Origin of the sequence: Salinarimonas sp. NSM (assembly GCF_052380005.1) — a bacterium.
Lineage (GTDB): Bacteria > Pseudomonadota > Alphaproteobacteria > Rhizobiales > Beijerinckiaceae > Salinarimonas.
Map to the genome: position 1 here is coordinate 1 of NZ_JBQTCJ010000082.1, position 18,608 is coordinate 18,608.

General features: G+C 70.9%; 18 protein-coding genes. 12 read left to right on the forward strand and 6 right to left on the reverse strand.

The window, feature by feature from the left end; genetic code table 11:
- Positions 1–128 precede the first annotated feature (128 nt).
- The 3 genes from fusA to rpsL are packed head-to-tail and all read right to left on the reverse strand — an operon-like array spanning position 129 to position 3,135.
- Positions 129–2,204 (reverse strand): elongation factor G, encoded by a 2,076-nt coding sequence (gene fusA / locus ACTZWW_RS20895; protein ID WP_444782901.1) that lies wholly within the window; start codon positions 2,202–2,204, stop codon positions 129–131.
- A 37-nt stretch (positions 2,205–2,241) separates the two neighbouring features.
- Positions 2,242–2,712 (reverse strand): 30S ribosomal protein S7, encoded by a 471-nt coding sequence (gene rpsG, locus ACTZWW_RS20900; protein ID WP_029032355.1) that lies wholly within the window; start codon positions 2,710–2,712, stop codon positions 2,242–2,244.
- Between the two features lie 51 nt (positions 2,713–2,763).
- Positions 2,764–3,135 carry a 30S ribosomal protein S12 gene (rpsL, locus tag ACTZWW_RS20905; protein WP_029032354.1) on the reverse strand — a complete coding sequence of 124 codons (372 nt, stop codon included), beginning with the start codon at positions 3,133–3,135 and terminating at the stop codon, positions 2,764–2,766.
- A gap of 576 nt (positions 3,136–3,711) precedes the next feature.
- On the opposite strand from rpsL, the gene ACTZWW_RS20910 reads away from it, so the two are divergent.
- From ACTZWW_RS20910 to metH, 8 genes are all read left to right on the forward strand, one after another.
- Positions 3,712–3,939 (forward strand): hypothetical protein, encoded by a 228-nt coding sequence (locus ACTZWW_RS20910; protein WP_444782902.1) that lies wholly within the window; start codon positions 3,712–3,714, stop codon positions 3,937–3,939.
- 189 nt (positions 3,940–4,128) lie between these two features.
- Positions 4,129–4,698, forward strand: coding sequence for an HNH endonuclease (locus ACTZWW_RS20915; protein WP_084327693.1), 570 nt, complete (start codon positions 4,129–4,131; stop codon positions 4,696–4,698).
- A 97-nt stretch (positions 4,699–4,795) separates the two neighbouring features.
- On the forward strand, positions 4,796–5,641 hold the full coding sequence (locus tag ACTZWW_RS20920; protein ID WP_444782903.1) for an HAD family hydrolase: 846 nt from the start codon (positions 4,796–4,798) through the stop codon (positions 5,639–5,641).
- A 136-nt stretch (positions 5,642–5,777) separates the two neighbouring features.
- On the forward strand, positions 5,778–5,981 hold the full coding sequence (locus ACTZWW_RS20925; protein ID WP_444782904.1) for a hypothetical protein: 204 nt from the start codon (positions 5,778–5,780) through the stop codon (positions 5,979–5,981).
- Positions 5,982–6,018: 37 nt separating this feature from the next.
- Complete coding sequence (locus ACTZWW_RS20930; RefSeq protein ID WP_444782905.1) at positions 6,019–6,972, forward strand: hypothetical protein; 954 nt, start codon at positions 6,019–6,021, stop codon at positions 6,970–6,972.
- Between the two features lie 201 nt (positions 6,973–7,173).
- Positions 7,174–8,196, forward strand: a complete 1,023-nt coding sequence (locus ACTZWW_RS20935; RefSeq protein WP_444782906.1) for an ArsR/SmtB family transcription factor — start codon at positions 7,174–7,176, stop codon at positions 8,194–8,196.
- Positions 8,196–9,125 (forward strand): methylenetetrahydrofolate reductase [NAD(P)H], encoded by a 930-nt coding sequence (gene metF / locus ACTZWW_RS20940; protein ID WP_444782907.1) that lies wholly within the window; start codon positions 8,196–8,198, stop codon positions 9,123–9,125. The genes ACTZWW_RS20935 and metF overlap by 1 nt, the downstream gene beginning before the upstream one ends.
- A gap of 64 nt (positions 9,126–9,189) precedes the next feature.
- Entirely contained in the window at positions 9,190–12,951 is a 3,762-nt protein-coding gene (gene metH, locus ACTZWW_RS20945) for a methionine synthase (protein WP_444782908.1), read from the forward strand.
- A gap of 280 nt (positions 12,952–13,231) precedes the next feature.
- Here the strand turns inward: metH and ACTZWW_RS20950 are convergent, their stop codons facing one another.
- Together ACTZWW_RS20950 and mtnA are read right to left on the reverse strand one after the other, a co-directional pair.
- Positions 13,232–13,888, reverse strand: coding sequence for a class II aldolase/adducin family protein (locus tag ACTZWW_RS20950; protein ID WP_444782909.1), 657 nt, complete (start codon positions 13,886–13,888; stop codon positions 13,232–13,234).
- Positions 13,885–14,988: an S-methyl-5-thioribose-1-phosphate isomerase gene (gene mtnA, locus ACTZWW_RS20955; protein WP_444782910.1), complete on the reverse strand. Its 1,104-nt coding sequence runs from the start codon at positions 14,986–14,988 to the stop codon at positions 13,885–13,887. Before mtnA ends, ACTZWW_RS20950 begins: the two co-directional genes overlap by 4 nt.
- A gap of 443 nt (positions 14,989–15,431) precedes the next feature.
- On the opposite strand from mtnA, the gene ACTZWW_RS20960 reads away from it, so the two are divergent.
- The 4 genes from ACTZWW_RS20960 (at position 15,432) to ACTZWW_RS20975 (ending at position 17,548) form a co-directional block, all read left to right on the forward strand.
- The gene (locus tag ACTZWW_RS20960; protein ID WP_444782911.1) at positions 15,432–16,247 is read left to right on the forward strand and encodes a glutamine amidotransferase; all 816 of its coding nucleotides are present in this window, start codon (positions 15,432–15,434) and stop codon (positions 16,245–16,247) included.
- 88 nt (positions 16,248–16,335) lie between these two features.
- On the forward strand, positions 16,336–16,557 hold the full coding sequence (locus ACTZWW_RS20965; RefSeq protein WP_444782912.1) for a hypothetical protein: 222 nt from the start codon (positions 16,336–16,338) through the stop codon (positions 16,555–16,557).
- Positions 16,558–16,560: 3 nt separating this feature from the next.
- Positions 16,561–16,818, forward strand: a complete 258-nt coding sequence (locus ACTZWW_RS20970; protein WP_444782913.1) for an SWIB/MDM2 domain-containing protein — start codon at positions 16,561–16,563, stop codon at positions 16,816–16,818.
- An 82-nt stretch (positions 16,819–16,900) separates the two neighbouring features.
- The gene (locus tag ACTZWW_RS20975) at positions 16,901–17,548 is read left to right on the forward strand and encodes a trimeric intracellular cation channel family protein (RefSeq protein WP_444782914.1); all 648 of its coding nucleotides are present in this window, start codon (positions 16,901–16,903) and stop codon (positions 17,546–17,548) included.
- A gap of 4 nt (positions 17,549–17,552) precedes the next feature.
- Here the strand turns inward: ACTZWW_RS20975 and ACTZWW_RS20980 are convergent, their stop codons facing one another.
- Positions 17,553–18,461 carry an aldo/keto reductase gene (locus ACTZWW_RS20980; RefSeq protein WP_444782915.1) on the reverse strand — a complete coding sequence of 303 codons (909 nt, stop codon included), beginning with the start codon at positions 18,459–18,461 and terminating at the stop codon, positions 17,553–17,555.
- Between the last annotated feature and the right edge of the window lie 147 nt (positions 18,462–18,608).

Consider the following 18,608-nt stretch of genomic DNA (forward strand, 5'->3'; position numbering starts at 1 on the left):
CGATCGTCCCGATGTTGCAGTGCGGCTTGGTACGCTCGAATTTCGCCTTGGCCATGGTGGCACCCATTCGTTCTGAGAGTTGTCTGCGGGAGTGAGGGGCGGGCGTCCGCCGATCGAGGAGACCCCGATCAGGCGAACTTGGCCTGCACCTCGGCGGCCACGTTCGAGGGCACCTGCTCGTAGTGATCGAACAGCATCGTGTAGTTCGCCCGGCCCTGGCTCATCGAGCGCAGCGTGTTGACGTAGCCGAACATGTTGGCGAGCGGCACGAAGGCGTTGATCACCACCGCGTTGCCGCGCATGTCCTGACCCTGGATCTGGCCGCGCCGGGAGTTCAGGTCGCCGATGACCGAGCCCGTGTATTCCTCGGGGGTCACCACCTCGACCTTCATCACCGGCTCGAGCAGCACCGACGCGCCCTTCTGGAGCGCCTCGCGCATCGCGGCGCGGGTGGCGATCTCGAAGGCGAGCACCGACGAGTCCACCTCGTGGAAGGCGCCGTCGATCAGCTGCACCTTGAAGTCCACGATCGGGAAGCCGGCGACGACGCCCGCCCCCATCACGGAGTTGATGCCCTTCTCGACGCCGGGGATGTACTCCTTCGGCACCGAGCCGCCGACGATCTTCGACTCGAACTGGTAGCCGGCCCCCGGCTCGTTCGGCTCGACGACGAGCTTGACGCGGGCGAATTGGCCCGTGCCACCGGTCTGCTTCTTGTGGGTGTAGTCGATCTCGGCCTTGCGCGTGATCGTCTCGCGATAGGCCACCTGCGGCGCGCCGATGTTGGCGTCGACCTTGTAGGTGCGGCGCAGGATGTCGACCTTGATGTCGAGGTGCAGCTCGCCCATCCCCTTGAGGATGGTCTGGCCGGACTCGGTGTCGGTCGACACGCGGAAGGACGGGTCCTCCGCGGCGAGCTTGGAGAGCGCGACGCCGAGCTTCTCCTGGTCCGCCTTCGACTTCGGCTCGATCGCGATCTCGATGACGGGGTCCGGGAACTCCATCTTCTCGAGGATGATCGGCTTCTGGGGATCGCACAGCGTGTCGCCGGTGCGCGTCTCCTTCAGGCCCGCCATGGCGACGATGTCGCCGGCGCCGGCCTCCTTGATGTCCTCGCGGTTGTTGGCGTGCATCAGCAGCATGCGGCCGATGCGCTCCTTCTTGCCGGAGGTGGAGTTGAGCACCGTCGAGCCGGCCAGGATCGTGCCGGAATAGATGCGGCAGAACGTGATCGTGCCGACGAACGGGTCGTCCATGATCTTGAAGGCGAGCAGCGAGAACGGCGCCGAGTCGTCCGCCGGGCGGGTCATAGGCTCGTCGGTCTCGGGCTCGAGCCCGTTGACGCCGCCGCGATCGATCGGCGAGGGCAGGTAGTCCACCACCGCGTCGAGGAGCGGCTGCACGCCCTTGTTCTTGAAGGCCGAGCCGCACAGGACCGGATGGAAGGCGCGATCCTGCACCGCCTTGCGGATGAGGCGCACGAGCTCCTCCACCGACGGCTCCTGGCCGTCGAGGTAGGCCGCCATGGCGTCGTCGTCGAGCTCGACGCAGGCCTCGACCAGCTTGGTGCGGTACTCGGCCGCCTGCTCCTTCAGGTCCGCCGGGATCTCCTCGACGACGAACTTCGCGCCGAGCGATTCCTCGAGCCAGACGATCGCGTTCATGCGGACGAGGTCGATCACGCCCTTGAAGTTCGACTCCGAGCCGATCGGCAGCTGCAGGCAGACCGGCTTGCCGGCCACGCGCTTGACGATGTCGGCGACGCAGGAGAAGAAGTCGGCGCCGATCTTGTCCATCTTGTTGACGAACACGATGCGCGGCACGTCGTACTTGTCGGCCTGGCGCCACACCGTCTCGGTCTGCGGCTCGACGCCCTGGTTGCCGTCGAGCACGCACACGGCGCCGTCGAGCACGCGCAGCGAGCGCTCGACCTCGATGGTGAAGTCGACGTGCCCGGGCGTGTCGATGATGTTCAGGCGATGGTCGCGCCAGAAGCACGTCGTCGCGGCCGACGTGATCGTGATGCCGCGCTCCTGCTCCTGGGTCATCCAGTCCATGGTCGCGGCACCGTCGTGCACCTCACCGATCTTGTGCGACCGGCCAGTGTAGAACAGGATCCGCTCCGTCGTCGTCGTCTTGCCCGCGTCGATGTGGGCCATGATCCCGAAGTTGCGGTAGTCCTTGATTTCGTGCTCGCGAGGCATCGCGTCTCTCCGTCTCGGTCTCGTGTCCGCCCTGCGCTTACCAGCGGTAATGCGAGAAGGCGCGGTTGGCCTCGGCCATCCGGTGCGTGTCTTCGCGCTTCTTCACGGCGCTGCCGCGGTTCTGCGCCGCGTCCGCGAGCTCCGCCGCGAGACGCTCCACCATGGTGCGATCGTTGCGCGCCCGGGCGGCGGTGATCAGCCAGCGGATGGCGAGCGCCTGGCGGCGCTCCGGGCGCACCTCGACGGGCACCTGGTAGGTCGCGCCGCCGACGCGGCGGGACCGGACCTCGATCGCCGGGGCGACGTTCTCGAGCGCGGCCTTGAAGGCCTCGAGCGGGTCGGTCTTCATCCGGCTCTCGACGAGATCGAAGGCACCGTAGACGATGCTCTCGGCGGCGGACTTCTTGCCGTCGTACATGATCGAGTTCATGAACTTCGACAGCACGACGTCGCCGTACTTCGGATCCGGGTTGATTTCACGCTTCTCGGCGCGATGGCGGCGGGACATGCGATGGCTCCGTCCTGAGACTTCTAGGCGACCGGATTGGGTCGGACGCGATTACTTCGGACGCTTGGCGCCGTACTTCGAGCGGCGCTGCTTGCGGTTCTTGACGCCCTGGGTGTCGAGGACGCCGCGCAGGATGTGGTAGCGCACGCCCGGCAGGTCCTTCACGCGGCCGCCGCGGATCATCACCACCGAGTGCTCCTGGAGGTTGTGCCCCTCGCCCGGGATGTAGCCGATGACCTCGAAGCCGTTCGTCAGGCGCACCTTCGCGACCTTGCGCAGCGCGGAGTTCGGCTTCTTCGGCGTCGTCGTGTAGACGCGGGTGCACACGCCGCGCTTCTGCGGGCACGCCTCCAGCGCCGGGACCTTGTTGCGCGCCTTCTGGGCCGTCCGCGGCTTGCGGATCAGCTGGGAGATGGTCGGCATCCTCTGCCCTCTCGTATCGGCCGCGTCGCGGCCGCTCGTTCCTCGAACCCGGATCCGGCGACCCCGGGACACGCGTCCCGCGGCCTGGAGCCGGACCCTCCACGCATTCACCGCCCGCGCAGCGTGCCGCACCGTTCGGGTCGCCGACGGGACAGGACCCGCTTGCCGGCGACCGTCGACGCAAAGCGAAACCGCGCCGTCGGGTCCGGGTGAGACCTGAGGCGCGACGCCACGCAGAGGACCGAGAGTCGCGAGACCCGCGGTCGTGCCCCAAAAGATGACGTCCGTGAGACGGTCATTGAGTTTCGGCGGCGTCTAGGACGCTCGGGTCGACGCTCGGCGCATCGACATCGCGAACCTACGGCCCACCGGAAGTCCGCGCTACATAAGAGGGCTCGCACGCCGAGTCAACCGCAAAACCGCGGCTTCGACCCGGTTCCGCGCGCCCGCGGCGCGCCCGCGGCGCGATCGCGGCCCGTGCGGGGCCGCTCGGATGCCGCGCAACGGATCAACGAAGGATTCACGGGCTTCGCCTAGGCTTCGCGACCGGACGGGGGATAGGAGACGACGCCAGCCATGAGCATAGACCCGACGGCGGGCCTGTCGGCCGCCTGGTCCTCGAGCCGGACCGACTTCGCCATGCAGGCGCTCAAGCGCGCCGGCGAGACCGCGAGCGCGAATCGCCTCGTCGAGGCGAGCCTCGCGAGCATGGAGCAGGCGAACGCCGAGCCCGCGGCCTCCCCGCCCCCCGAGCCCGCCCCGCCGCCACCCGGGCAGGGGCGCTGGGTCGACACGCAGGCCTGAGGGGGCGCTTCCCTCGGCGGGACCAGGGATCGCACCCCGCGCATCGGCAGCGGCGGTGGTCGCCCGCGCGCGCTTCACGCCGCCGCGGCGCCTGCGGCGCGAGAGAGCCTTCACAAGGCTGTCACGATGGGAGTAGATTTTCCAGCGCGGGAGCGAAGGAGCGATCCCCTCCCCGCCGGAGGAGGTGACGTGAGCGTACACGTTCAGCCGACTGTCCGGCCGGACGCGTGTCCGGCCCTCGTGCTCAACGCCGACTATCGGCCCTTGAGCTATTACCCGCTGTCGGTCTGGTGCTGGCAGGACACGATCAAGGCGGTGTTCCTCGACCGGGTCAACATCGTCTCGCACTACGACAAGACGGTGCGAAGTCCCACCTTCGAGATGCGGCTGCCCTCCGTCGTCTCGCTCAAGACCTACGTCAAGCCCACGCGCATCCCGGCCTTCACGCGCTTCAACGTCTTCCTCCGCGATCGATTCACCTGCCAATATTGCGGCGCCCGCGAGGACCTCACCTTCGACCACGTGATCCCCCGCTCGAAGGGCGGCCAGACCACCTGGGAGAACGTCGTCGCCGCCTGCTCGCCCTGCAACCTGCGCAAGAGTGACCGCCTCCCTCGCGAGGCCGACATGATTCCCCGGCAGGAGCCCTACGCGCCTTCGCTGAGCGACCTGCACCAGAACGGCCGCCACTTCCCGCCGAACTACCTCCACCAGAGCTGGATGGACTATCTCTACTGGGATACCGAGCTCGAGCCATGACGCCTCGAGCCATGACGCCTCGAGGCTCCCGCACCGGACCACCCCCGGGCTCCCGCGGCCGCGCAACCCCGAGGCCGCGGCGTCGTTCCCCGATGCGATGAGCGAGCAGGCACCGCAGATCCGCGCCGCGATCTTCGACATGGACGGCGTCGTCACGGACACGGCGCAGGCGCATTTCGCCGCCTGGAAGGAAACCCTCGACGCCGTCGCGGCGCGGCACGCCGGCGGCGCCGCCGCGCGGCCGTTCACGCTCACGGACTACCGCGCCCATGTCGACGGCGTACCACGCCGCGACGGCGTTCGCGGCTTCCTCGCCGCGCGCGGCATCGCGCTGCCCGAGGGCGAAACGGCCGCGGGCGTACCCGACGCGGCGGGGCGCGACGCGGAGGGGCTCGACAGCGTCGCAGGCATCGCCGCCGCGAAGAACGCGCGCTTCCGCGCCTGGCTCGCGAAGACGCCGGTCCCCGCCTACGCGGACGCCTGTGCGCTGATCCGGGTGCTGAGGGCCCGCGGGATCGCCGTCGGCCTGTTCTCGGCGAGCCGCAACGCGCCGGCGGTCCTCGAGAGCGCCGGCGTGCGCGGGCTCTTCGACGTCGCGCTCGACGGGGCGGACGCCCACGCGTCCGGCCTCGCCGGCAAGCCTGCACCCGACGTCCTCGTCGAGACCGCGCGGCGCCTCGGCGTCGCGCCGGGTCACGCGATGGTGGTCGAGGACGCGGTCTCCGGCGTCGCCGCGGCCCGCGCCGGCGGATTCGCGCGGGTGGTCGGCATCGATCGCGAGGACGAGGCGAGCGGCCACGGCGCCGCGCTGCGGGCCGCGGGGGCGGACGTGGTCACGCACGACCTGCGCACGCTGCTCGGGGATGCGGCAGTCTTCGGCCGGCCGGACCCCGATCGCGACGCTCTCGCCGCGTCGCCGACGGAGCGATGCGAGGGGCCATAGCGCCATTTCCTCGAAGAACGTCGTCTTCAGGTAGAATTTTCATTGCGGCGCCCGTGCCGCCGGGCTTACGCTACGATCCTCGCGTGTCAGACGCGACGGGGAGCGCGACGCTCGCGCCATGCAAGGGGGAACGACCATGAAGCAGAAGGTCCCGGTGACGATCTACATCGACGAGGACGAGGAGCTCGAGGCGATCCGCACGAAGCCGCTCGGAGGCAAGCTCGCCGACACTCTCGGCCCCGCCGGCGTCGCGGCCAAGGGGAGCAACACCGCCACGATGAAGGCCACCTTCAAGAGCGGCGAGACCGACGCCGAGGCCGACGTCAGCATCGACTTCTGAGCCGCGACATGGCCCGCCCGCACACGGACCAGCCGCGATGATCCGCATCTTCGGCGCGCGCACGGACCCGCATGTCGGGTCCGTGTCGCGTCATCTGGAGACGCGTGGGCACCCGTTCGCCCTGTGCGACATCTACGATCCGACATCGGACGGCCTCGACATCGTGGTCGACGCCGATCTGGCGCTGCGCATCCAGGAACCCGCCCCTCCCGGAACGGCCACGACGGTCTGGTGGCGGGTGAAGCCGCCCTTCGTCGTGCGCACCGAGAGCCTCGACGCGTACTACGACCAGCAATTCGCCTCGCGCGAATGGCGCAGCCTCTTCGACCTCATCGCGGAGCCCTTCGCCTCCTGCCGCTGGGTCAACCCGCTCCCCGCCGCGTCCGCCCTGACGAGCAAGTTCACGCAGCTGAGGACCGCGCGGGCGCTGGGGATCCCCGTTCCACGGACGCTGTTCTCCACGCGCTACGAGGCGGTGCTGGCCTTCGTCGAGGAGAACGACCGCCGGGGACGCCGGACGATCGTGAAGACGATCACGCCCTACATCAGCCCGAGCCGGCAGGCCGCCTACGCGACGGCCGTCGACGTCGAGACGGTCCGCGCCTCGCGAGCCGAGATCGAGTCCTGCCCATCCATATACCAGGAGGCGATCGAGCCGCGGTGCGAGCTGCGCATCACCGTCGTCGGCTCGGATCTCTTCGCCGTCGAGATCTCGGGAGGGCTCGACGCGATCGACTGGCGCCGCCGCATCGACGACGACATCTACCATGCGACGATCGCGGACGAGCCTCTCGCCGCGGCCGTGCGCGCGCTGCACGACGCCTTCGGCCTCGCCTATGGCGCCTACGACTTCATCGTCGATCGGGACGGGCGGCACGTCTTCCTCGAGGTCAACCCGATGGGCCAATGGGTCTGGCTGGAGGAAGCCACCGGGCTGGGGATCAGCGCCGCCGTCGCCGACCTCCTCGCGATCACGCCCACGCGCGACTGAGCCGGCGCGTGATCTTGCCGCCGCGTGATCGAGCCGCCGTGTGATCGAGCCGCCGCGCGGGTGATATCTCTCGGCCGCGCCCGAACGGCCGCTTGCGCTCACCGGAAATCTGACATAAAGATATCTTTATATCTACCTTTCCGCCGAGAAGGGTGCTATGGTGCGACCGTATACCATGGTCCACCCGCCGGGGAGACGCCGATGCCGAGCGCCGAGATCGAGACGATGCTGACGCTGCCCGCCGCGCTGGCCGCCCTGCGCGCCGCGGGTGAGGAGACGCGGCTGCGCATCCTCTCGCTCCTGGCGCAGGGCGAGCTCTCGGTCACGGACCTCACCGACATTCTCGGGCAGTCTCAGCCGCGGATCTCGCGCCATCTCAAGCTCCTGGTCGAGGCCGGGCTCGTCGAGCGTCACCGCGAGGGGGCCTGGGCCTTCTTCCGGCTGGCGGACCGCGATCCGGCCGCGGCGCTCCTGCGCCCGATGCTCGACGCCCTCGACGCCGACGACGCCACCGCCGCGGGCGACCGCCAGCGGCTCGCGGCCGTGCGCGCCGCGCGGGCGGAGGCGGCGCAGGCCTATTTCGCGCGGCTCGCGCCGGACTGGGACCGCCTGCGCTCGCTGCACGCGCCCGCCGACGAGGTCGAGGCCGCGATCGTGGCGGCCCTCGGGGACGCGCCGATCCGCGCCCTCGTCGATCTCGGCACCGGCACCGGTCGCATGCTCGGCCTGCTCGCCCCGCGGGCCGGCCGCGCGGTGGGGCTCGACGCCTCGCACGCCATGCTCTCCGTCGCGCGCGCCAACCTGGAGAAGGCCGGCGTGCGCGGGGTCGAGCTGCGCCAGGGCGACATCCACGCGCCGCCGGTGGAGTCGAACGCCTTCGACCTCGTGATCATCCACCAGGTCCTGCACTATCTGGACGATCCCGCCCGCGCCCTGCGCGAGGCCGCGCGTCTCGTCGCGCCGGGCGGACGGCTCCTCGTCGTCGACTTCGCGCCGCACGATCTCGAGTTCCTGCGCGCGGACCACGCCCATCGCCGCCTCGGCTTCTCGCGCGAGCAGGTCGCGCATTGGCTCGCCGAGGCGGGCCTCGACTGCCCGCTCCACCGCGATCTCGCCCCGCCGCGCGCGGGCGGGGACGCGCTCACCGTGTCGCTCTGGGTCGGCCGCGATCGCCGCCGGATCAACGACATGCCGTTCCGCACGCACGACAGAGAGGTCGCCTGATGTCGCCCGCGAACGCCCGCCAGGATGCGGCCGGCCGAGACACGGCCCGCCCGGAGAAGCCGGGGATCGGCGTCTCCTTCGAGTTCTTCCCGCCCAAGACCGAGGAGATGGAGAGGACGCTCTGGGCCTCGATCGAGCGCCTCGCGCCGCTCGCGCCCCGCTTCGTCTCCGTGACCTACGGCGCCGGCGGCTCGACGCGCGAGCGCACCCACGCCACCGTCGCGCGCATCGTGCGCGAGACCGACCTCAGTCCGGCCGCCCACCTCACCTGCGTCGCCGCGACGCGCGAGGAGGTCGACGACGTCGTGCGTGGCTATTGGGAGGCGGGCGTGCGACACATCGTGGCGCTGCGCGGCGACCCCGTCGGCGGCCCCGGCACGCCCTACGAGGCCCACCCGGGCGGCTACGCGCAGGCGTGCGACCTCGTCGCGGGCATCCGCAAGGTGGCCGACTTCGAGGTGTCCGTCTCGGCCTATCCCGAGAAGCACCCGGAGGCCTCGAGCTTCGAGGCGGACATCGACGCGCTCGAGAAGAAGGTCGACGCTGGCGCCACGCGGGCGATCACGCAGTTCTTCTTCGACAACGCGATCTACTACCGCTACGTCGAGCGCGTCCGCGCGCGGGGGATCGACATCCCGATCGTGCCGGGCATCGTGCCGGTGCAGAACTTCAAGCAGACGGCGAGCTTCGCCAAGCGCACGGGCGCGTCCGTGCCCGCGTGGCTGGCGAAGCGGTTCGAGGGGCTCGACGACGACGTCGAGACGCGCAAGCTCGTCGCCGCCGCCGTGGCCCACGAGCAGGTCTCCGACCTGCGGGCGCAGGGCGTCAGCGAGTTCCACATCTACACGATGAACCGCGCCGAGCTCGCCTACGCCATCTGCCACATGCTGGGCCTGCGCCCGGCCGAGACCACCGCCGCCGCGGCCTGACCGCGACGCCGCCGGCTCGCCCGTCCGCCAGCCCCTCCGCGATCGACCCGAGAGAGCGCATCCCATGTCCGACATCCGCTCCGACATCCGCCCCGCCGACGGCGCAGAGGTTCTGGCCGCGCTGAAGCAGGCCGCGGCCGAGCGCATCCTCGTGCTCGACGGCGCGATGGGGACCGAGATCCAGAACCGCAAGTTCTCCGAGGCCGACTTCCGCGGTGACCGGTTCCTCGATCATCCCAACGACCAGAAGGGCAACAACGACCTCCTGATCCTCACCCAGCCCGACGCCATGCGCGACATCCACCTGGACTATTTCCGGGCGGGGTCCGACATCGTCGAGACGAACACCTTCTCGGGCACGCGCATCGCCCAGGCCGACTACGGCATGGAGGAGATCGTCTACGAGCTGAACCGGGAGGGCGCGCGCATCGCCCGGGAGGCGGCGGCGATCGCGGCCGCGGAGGACGGGCGTCGGCGCTTCGTCGCGGGGGCGGTCGGGCCCACCAACCGCACGCTCTCGATCTCGCCGGACGTCAACAACCCCGGCTATCGCGCCGTGACGTTCGAGCAGGTGCGCGACGCCTATGCCGAGCAGATCCGCGGGCTCGTCGACGGCGGCGCGGAACTGATCCTCGTCGAGACCATCTTCGACACGCTCAACGCCAAGGCGGCCATCGCCGCGGCGCGCGCCGTCTTCGCCGAGCACGGGGCGGAACTGCCGCTGATGATCTCGGGCACGATCACGGATCTGTCCGGGCGCACGCTGTCTGGCCAGACGCCGGAGGCCTTCTGGCACTCGGTGCGGCACGCCGCGCCCTTCACGATCGGGCTGAACTGCGCGCTCGGCGCGAAGGAGATGCGCGCGCACATCGCCGAGATCGCGCGCGTCGCCGACACGTTCGTCTGCGCCTACCCGAATGCGGGGCTCCCCAACGAGTTCGGCCTCTACGACGAGAGCCCGGAGGCGACTGCCGCCATGGTCGGCGAGTTCGCGCAGGCGGGGCTCGTCAACATGGTCGGCGGCTGCTGCGGCACCACCCCGGCGCACATCCGCGCGATCGCCGAAGCCGTGAAGGGCAAGGCGCCGCGCGTCGTCTCCGAGAAGCCGCCGCTGATGCGGCTGTCGGGCCTCGAGCCCTTCACGCTGACGAAGGACATCCCGTTCGTCAACGTGGGCGAGCGCACCAACGTCACCGGCTCGGCCAAGTTCAGGAAGCTGATCACCAACGGCGACTACGCCGCCGCGCTCGACGTGGCCCGCGACCAGGTCGCCGCGGGCGCGCAGGTGATCGACGTCAACATGGACGAGGGCCTGCTCGATTCGAAGAAGGCGATGGTCGAGTTCCTCAACCTCGTCGCCGCCGAGCCCGACATCGCCCGCGTGCCGGTGATGATCGACTCCTCGAAGTTCGAGGTGATCGAGGCCGGCCTGAAGTGCGTCCAGGGCAAGGCCATCGTCAACTCGATCTCGATGAAGGAGGGCGAGGACGCCTTCCGCGCCCAGGCGCGCATCTGCCGCGACTACGGCGCCGCCGTCGTGGTGATGGCCTTCGACGAGCAGGGCCAGGCGGACACGGCGGCGCGCAAGATCGCGATCTGCGGGCGGGCCTACCGCATCCTCGTCGACGAGGTCGGCTTCCCGCCCGAGGACATCGTCTTCGACCCGAATGTCTTCGCGGTGGCGACCGGCATCGAGGAGCACGACAATTACGGCGTCGACTTCATCGACGCGGTCCGCGCCATCCGCACGACCCTGCCCCACGCCCACGTCTCGGGCGGCGTGTCGAACCTGTCGTTCTCCTTCCGCGGCAACGAGCCGGTGCGCGAGGCGATGCACACCGTGTTCCTCTACCACGCCATCCAGGCGGGGATGGACATGGGCATCGTCAACGCCGGCCAGCTCGGCGTGTACGACAAGCTCGACCCGGAGCTGCGCGACCTGTGCGAGGACGTCGTCCTCAACCGCCGTTCCGACGCCACCGAGCGCCTGCTCGAGGCCGCCCCGCGCTTCAAGGGCGACGGCTCCGGCGCCGTGCGCGTGCAGGACCTCGAATGGCGGGGCTGGCCGGTGGAGAAGCGACTCGAGCACGCGCTCGTCAACGGCATCACCGACTTCATCGTGGAGGACGTGGAGGAGGCGCGGCAGAGCGCCGAGCGTCCGCTGCACGTCATCGAGGGCCCGCTGATGGCGGGCATGAACGTGGTCGGAGACCTGTTCGGCGCGGGCAAGATGTTCCTGCCGCAGGTGGTGAAGTCGGCGCGCGTGATGAAGCAGGCGGTCGCCCACCTCACCCCGTACATGGACAAGGAAAAGGAGGAGATGGGCCTCGTCGACAAGCCGGCGGCGGGCAAGATCCTCATGGCCACCGTCAAGGGCGACGTGCACGACATCGGCAAGAACATCGTCGGCGTCGTGCTGGCCTGCAACAATTACGAGGTGATCGACCTCGGCGTGATGGTGCCCGCGGCGAAGATCCTCGACGAGGCGAGGAAGCACGGCGTCGACATCATCGGCCTGTCGGGCCTGATCACGCCCTCCCTCGACGAGATGGTCCACGTCGCCTCCGAGATGGAGCGCGAGGGGTTCGACATCCCGCTCCTCATCGGCGGGGCGACGACGAGCCGGGTGCACACGGCGGTGAAGATCCACCCGTCCTACGCCAAGGGCCAGGCGGTCTACGTCACCGACGCCTCGCGCGCGGTGGGCGTGGTCTCGAGCCTGCTCTCGGACGAGCAGAAGGGTCCCTACGTCGAGACCCTGCGCAAGGAATACGCCCGGGTCGCGGACGCCCACGCCCGCGCCGAGCAGGACAAGCAACGCCTGCCGATCACCAAGGCCCGCGAGAACGCGACGAAGATCGACTGGACGGGCTATGCGCCGACGAAGCCGAGCTTCACCGGCGCGCGGGTGTTCCGCACCTACGACCTCGCCGACCTCGTCTCCTGCATCGACTGGACGCCCTTCTTCCAGACCTGGGAGATGAAGGGCCGCTTCCCGGCGATCCTCGAGGACGAGAAACAGGGCCCGGCGGCGCGCCAGCTCTTCGAGGACGCCCAGGTGATGCTGCGCGAGATCGTCGAGAACCGCTGGTTCACGCCCAAGGCCGTGATCGGCTTCTGGCCCGCGAACAGCGTCGGCGACGACATCCGCCTCTACACCGGCGAGAGCCGGCGGGAGACGCTCGCGACCTTCCACGGCCTGCGCCAGCAATTGTCCAAGCGTGACGGGCGGCCGAACCAGTGCATCTCCGACTTCGTCGCCCCGGCCGAGACGGGGATCGCGGACTATGTCGGCGCCTTCGTGGTGACGGCGGGGCTCGAGGAGGTGCGTATCGCCGAGCGCTTCGAGCGGGCCAACGACGACTACCGCTCGATCCTCGTCAAGGCGCTCGCCGACCGCATCGCGGAGGCGCTGGCCGAGCGCATGCACCAGCGGGTGCGCACCGAGTTCTGGGGCTACGCGCCCGACGAGGCGCTCACCGGCGAGGAGCTGATCCAGGAGACCTACCAGGGCATCCGCCCGGCGCCGGGCTACCCGGCGCAGCCCGACCACACCGAGAAGGAGACGCTGTTCTCGCTGCTCGGCGCCTCGAAGGCGATCGGCGTGACGCTCACCGAGAGCTACGCCATGTGGCCGGGCTCCTCCGTCTCGGGCCTCTACCTGGCACACCCGGCGGCGCACTACTTCGGCGTGGCCAAGATCGAGCGCGACCAGGTGGAGGACTACGCCGCACGCAAGGGCATGGACGTGCGCGAAGTCGAGCGTTGGCTCGCCCCGGTGCTGAACTACGACCCGGCACGGTATCTCGCGGCGGCCGCGGAATAGCCGTCCTCCCCGGAGGGGTTCGAACGTTCCGGCGAGCGGCGTCGCCGCCCTCCCCACCCTCCGGCCTTCGGCCTCCGTCCTCCCCTGCGGGGAGGTGGTGGTCGGCGGCCTGCAGCGACGCCGAGGAAATGCGCCATCCCGCATCCTCCCCGGAGGGGAGGAGTCCGCGAAAGCGGACGGTGGGGCCGTTCGATCTTTCCGGCGAGCCGCATCGCCGCCCGCCCCCACCCTCCGGCCGGCGGCCTCCGTCCTCCCCTCCAGGGAGGTGGCGGTCGGCGGCCTACCCCACCTTCCCGTAGCCGGCGAACTTCGCCGCCACCCGGTCCATCTCCTCGTCGTCGAGCACCACCGGCTCGAGGCCGGCGGCGAGGAGCGCGAGATACTGCCCGGCGAGGTTCTCCACCTCGCCGGCGATGGCGAGCGCACCCTCCAGGCTGGCGCCGAGCGCGATCACGCCATGGTTGGCGAGCAGCACCGCCTTGCGGCCCTCGAGCGCCCGCACGGCGTTGCCGGCGAGATCCGCCGAGCCGAAGGTGGCGTAGTCGGCGACACGGATATCGCGCCCGCCGCAATAGGCGACCATGTAGTGGAAGGCCGGGATCGGCCGGCGCGCGCAGGCGAGCGCGGTCGCCTTGGGGCTGTGCGTGTGCACGATCGCGCGGATCTCGGGCCGCGCCGCGTAGATCGCGGTGTGGAACGGCCATTCGGACGACGGCCGCAGGCCACCCTCCGCCGAAGGCGTGCCGTCGCGGTCGAGCGCCACGATGTCGGCTGGCGTCGTCGCCGCATAGGGCAGCCCCGAGGGCGTGATCAGCAGCCCGTCCTCGGTCCGCGCCGAGACGTTGCCGGACTTCGTCGGGCAGAAGCCGGCCTGGTCCATCGCCTGCGCCACGCGCACGATCTCGGCGCGGACACTCTCGCTTCCCTGCTTCGTCATTCCGCGGCCGATTGCACGTAGTCCGGATAGAGCCCGGCGATCCCCTCGCGGGAGGCCGGGCAGATGCCGCGCTCGGTGACGAGACCCGTCACCAGCCGCCCCGGCGTGACGTCGAAGGCGGGGTTGGCCGCCGGGCTCCCCGGGGCGACGACCCGCACGTCCCGCACGACGCCGTCGTCGTCGATCCCGACGAGGTTCGTCACCTCGCGCTCGGCGCGCTCCTCGATCGGGATCTCGGCCACGCCGTCGTGGAGCGACCAGTCGATCGTCGTCACCGGGAGCGTCACGTAGAACGGCACGCCGTTGTCGCGCGCCGCGAGCGCCTTGAGGTACGTCCCGATCTTGTTGCAGACGTCGCCGGACGCGGTGGTGCGGTCCGAGCCGACGAAGCAGATGTCGACGCGCCCGTGCTGCATCAGGTGGCCGCCGGCATTGTCGACCACGACCGTGTGCGGCACGCCGTGGGCGCCGAGCTCGTAGGCGGTGAGCGCTGCGCCCTGGTTGCGTGGCCGGGTCTCGTCGACCCAGACGTGGACGGGCACGCCCGCATCGTGCGCCTGGTAGATCGGCGACAGCGCGGTGCCCCAGTCCACCGTCGCGAGCCAGCCGGCGTTGCAGTGCGTGAGCACGTTGACCGTGCGCCCCGTGCGGTTGTGGATCTCCGCGAGCAGCCGCACACCGTGGATGCCGATCGCGTGGTTCTGCTCGACGTCCTCGTCGCAGATCGTCTCCGCCTCGGTCCAGGCGGCGCGCACGCGCTCGCGGCCCGACAGCGGGGCGAGCCGGCGCTCGACCCGCGCGAGCGCCCAGTGCAGGTTGACCGCGGTGGGCCGGGTCGCGCCGAGCACGCGCACGGCCTCGGAGAGCGCCGCGTCGGACGAATCGCGCTGGACGGCGAGCGCGACACCGAAGGCGGCGGTGGCGCCGATCAGCGGTGCGCCGCGCACCTGCATGGTGCGGATGGCGACGGCGGCCTCCTCCATCGTGGAGAGCCGGACCACCGCGAAGTCGAAGGGCAGCTTCGTCTGATCGATGATGCTGACGCCCTCGCCGTCCTCGGCGGGGAAGATGGTCCGATAGTGCCGTCCGTGAATCCGCATCGCGCGCCTCCGTGCCGCCGGCTCCGCCCCCCGACCGATCTTCGGCTCGTTCGGCCCATAGGGGCGTAGGGTCGCGAGCCCGTCAAGGCCGCGGGTGCGGTAACCACGTGTTAACCAATCGGGGCGACCCTGTGCCCAGTACCAGCACGACGCGCTCCAGGAACAGGCCCGATCACCCTCGTTCCGAAGGCGAGAGCCGGACGCGTCGCACCTCGAAAGGCGGACCTCCGATGAAGATCGTCGTCACGACCCTCCTCGGAGCGTCCGCCGTTCTCGCCTTCGCCGGCGTGACGCTGTTCGGCCTCGGCGCGGGAGCGATCGTCCTCATGGCGCTCTGAGCGGCGCCCCGGGCCGCGCTCCGAGCGCCCGCCCTGAAAAGGCCGTTTCACCGCGCGCCGTACGGCGGGGTTGAAACCGGCGTGCCGCGGGTCGACAATAGGGACATGATCGAAGCTCCGCTCCAGCAGCCCGTTTCGAAAGAGCCCGTCCTGATCGTCCTGCATCAGGAGACCTCGATCCCTGGGCGGGTCGGCACGCTCCTGCGCGAGCGCGGGCACCCGCTCGACATCCGCCGCCCGCGCTACGGCGACCCGCTGCCCGGGACGCTCGCCGAGCACGCCGGCGCCGTGATCTTCGGTGGGCCGATGAGCGCCAACGATCCGGACGACTTCGTCTCCCGCGAGATCGACTGGTGCGCCGTGCCACTCTCCGAGGAGAAGCCCTTCCTCGGCCTGTGCCTGGGCGCGCAGATGCTCGCGCGCCACCTCGGCGCCCGGGTCTATCCGCACGCGGACGGCCGCTGCGAGATCGGCTACTATCCGCTCCTCCCGACCCGCGAGGGCATGCGCCTCTCCGAGCGCCTCGGCGTCGACTGGCCCGGCCACGTCTACCATTGGCACCGCGAGGGCTTCGACTGTCCCTCCGGCGCGGCGACGCTCGCCACGGGGGACGACTTCCCCGTCCAGGCGATCCGCGTCGGCCCCGCCGCCTACGGCTTCCAGTTCCACCCGGAGGTCACCTACGCGATGACCTGCCGTTGGACGACGCGCGCCCACGAGCGTCTGTCGCTGCCCGGCGCGAAGCCGCGCCAGGCGCATCTCGAGGGGCGCCTGATCCACGACGGCGCCGTGCGCGCCTGGCTCGACGCGTTCCTCGACCATTGGCTGGCGGGCGGCAGGAGCGGGAGCGCGGAACGCGACGCGACACGGAGCGGCGGACATGCCATGATCGCGCGTGCGGCAGCCGCGACCTCGCGCTGAGCCCGCCGGAACGAGTGCGGGCTGCTCCCCGTTGCCTGCGAGGGCCGCGTCGTGGCCCGGAGCAACGACAACGGAAGGCGCGAACATCATGCGTGGCAATCCCATCACCGGCGCGGCGCGCGGCGTGAGCATCACGGACGCCGTCGAGCGCGGGCAGCGGATCCTCGAGGAGCGGCCCGAGCCGCGCGGGCGCGAGCGCTATGCCGGGCGTACCAACCGCCCGCCGCGCCCCGCACCGCGCTCCACCGAGGGCGACGACACGCAGGCGGACGGAGCCGCCGAGACCGACACCAACGGCGAGGAGACCTGAGCCATGGCCGAGAAGAAAGCCAATTCCGCCCTGATGAAGCCCCTGACCCCCTCGCCCGAGCTCGCCGCCGTGGTGGGCTCCGACCCCCTGCCGCGGCCGGAGGTGGTGAGCAAGGTCTGGGAGTACATCAAGAAGCACGACCTGCAGAACCCGCAGAACAAGCGCGAGATCATCGCCGACGCGAAGCTGCAGCCGGTCTTCGGCAAGGACCGCGTGACCATGTTCGAGATGAACAAGCACCTCTCGCGGCACCTGCAGTGACGCCCGCGGCATGGCGCGGCGCTCGACAGCACCGCGCCGGCCCGTCATGGTGCGCGTCTCCCGCAAGCGAGACGCGCCCCGCATGCCCGCCTTCGATACCGCCCTCGCCGTCCTCGACTGGCTCGGCCTCGTCGTCTTCGCCGTGACGGGCGCGCTCGTCGCGTCGCGCAAGGAGATGGACATCGTCGGCTTCGTGCTGCTCGGCACGGCGACGGGCATCGGCGGGGGAACGCTGCGCGACCTCGTGCTCGACGTGCCGGTGTTCTGGACGGTCGAGCCCGCCTACCTGACGACCTGCGTCGCCGTCTCCTGCCTCGTCTTCTTCACCGCCCACATCCCGCAATCGCGCTGGGTGCTGCTCCTGTGGTTCGACGCCGCGGGGCTGGCGCTGTTCGCGGTCGCCGGCGCCGAGAAGGCGCTCGCGGCGGGCACGGGGCCGGCGGTGGCGATCTTCCTCGGCGTCGCCACGGCGACCTTCGGCGGCATCCTGCGCGACATCATCGGCGCGGAGCCCTCGATCGCGCTCAGGCGCGAGATCTACGTGACCGCGGCGCTGCTCGCGGCCGGGTCCTACGTCGCGCTCGACGCGGCGGGCGCGCCCCGCGAGGTGGCGATCGGCACGGGCCTCGCCGCCGGCTTCGCGCTGCGCGGCGCCGCCCTCGGGTTCGGCTGGTCGCTGCCACGCTACCGCCCGCGGCCGGGGCGCACGCCCGACGAGATCGGGCGCTGAGGCCTCACGCCACAGCCCGCCCCCGCGCCGCCTCGAGCAGCGCGAACCAGTCCTGCCGCTCCATGACGACCGCATCCGCCGCCGCGAGGTCGGCGATGCGCTCCGGGCTCGTGGTGCCGATCACCGGGACGGGGCGCGAGGGCAGGCGCAGGAGCCAGGCGAGGGCGAGCGGGCCGGGGCCGGAGAGGCCGTACTCGGCGCAGAGCTCCGCCATGGTACGCCCGAGCGGCCCTTCCGGCGGGCTCGCGAACAGGCGCCCGCCGCCGAGCGGCGACCAGATCATCGGCGCGACGCGCTCCGCCTGGAGATGGTCGAGGAGCCCGCTCTCGAGCGGGTCCGTGTGCAGGATCGAGAGCTCGATCTGGTTCGTCACGAGCGGGAACGGCAGCCGCGCGGCGAGGAGGCGCATCTGCTCGACCGTGTGGTTCGACACGCCAGCATGCGCGATCTTGCCCTCGGCCACGAGCGCGGCGAGGACGCCGGCGACCTCGTCGGCGTCCATCAAGGGGTCGGGGCGGTGGAGGAGGAGCACGTCGATGCGCTCCACGCCGAGGTCGGCGAGCGAGCGCTCGACGCTGGCGCGGATGTGCGACGCGCTCGTGTCGTAGTGCTTCACGCGGTGCGCCGGGCGCGCCGACGAGACGAGCGCGATGTCGCACTTCGTCACGACCTCGATGCGCGCCCGCAGGGCGGGCGCGAGCCGCAGCGCCTCCCCGAACAGCGCCTCGACGCCGTACTGCCCGTAGATGTCGGCGTGGTCGAAGGTGGTGATGCCGTGGTCGAGGCAGGTCTCGATCATGCGCAGGAGGCCCTGCGGCGTGCGCGTCGCCTCCGCGTCGCGGGCGCGCCAGGCGCCCCAGACGAGGCGCGAGAGCGTGGGTCCGTCCGGGTGGAGGCGCTGACGCTGGACCATGGCCGACCTCTCCTGCACGACGGATCATCGGTGCCGCCGCCGACCGTCACGCGCGCCGTCGTATGCGCGCGCGGCCGGCGGAGCGCTTCCTCCTTCCCCTACAGGATTCCTCTGCGAAACGGCGTTGTCCGCCGCCGTCGGCTCTCG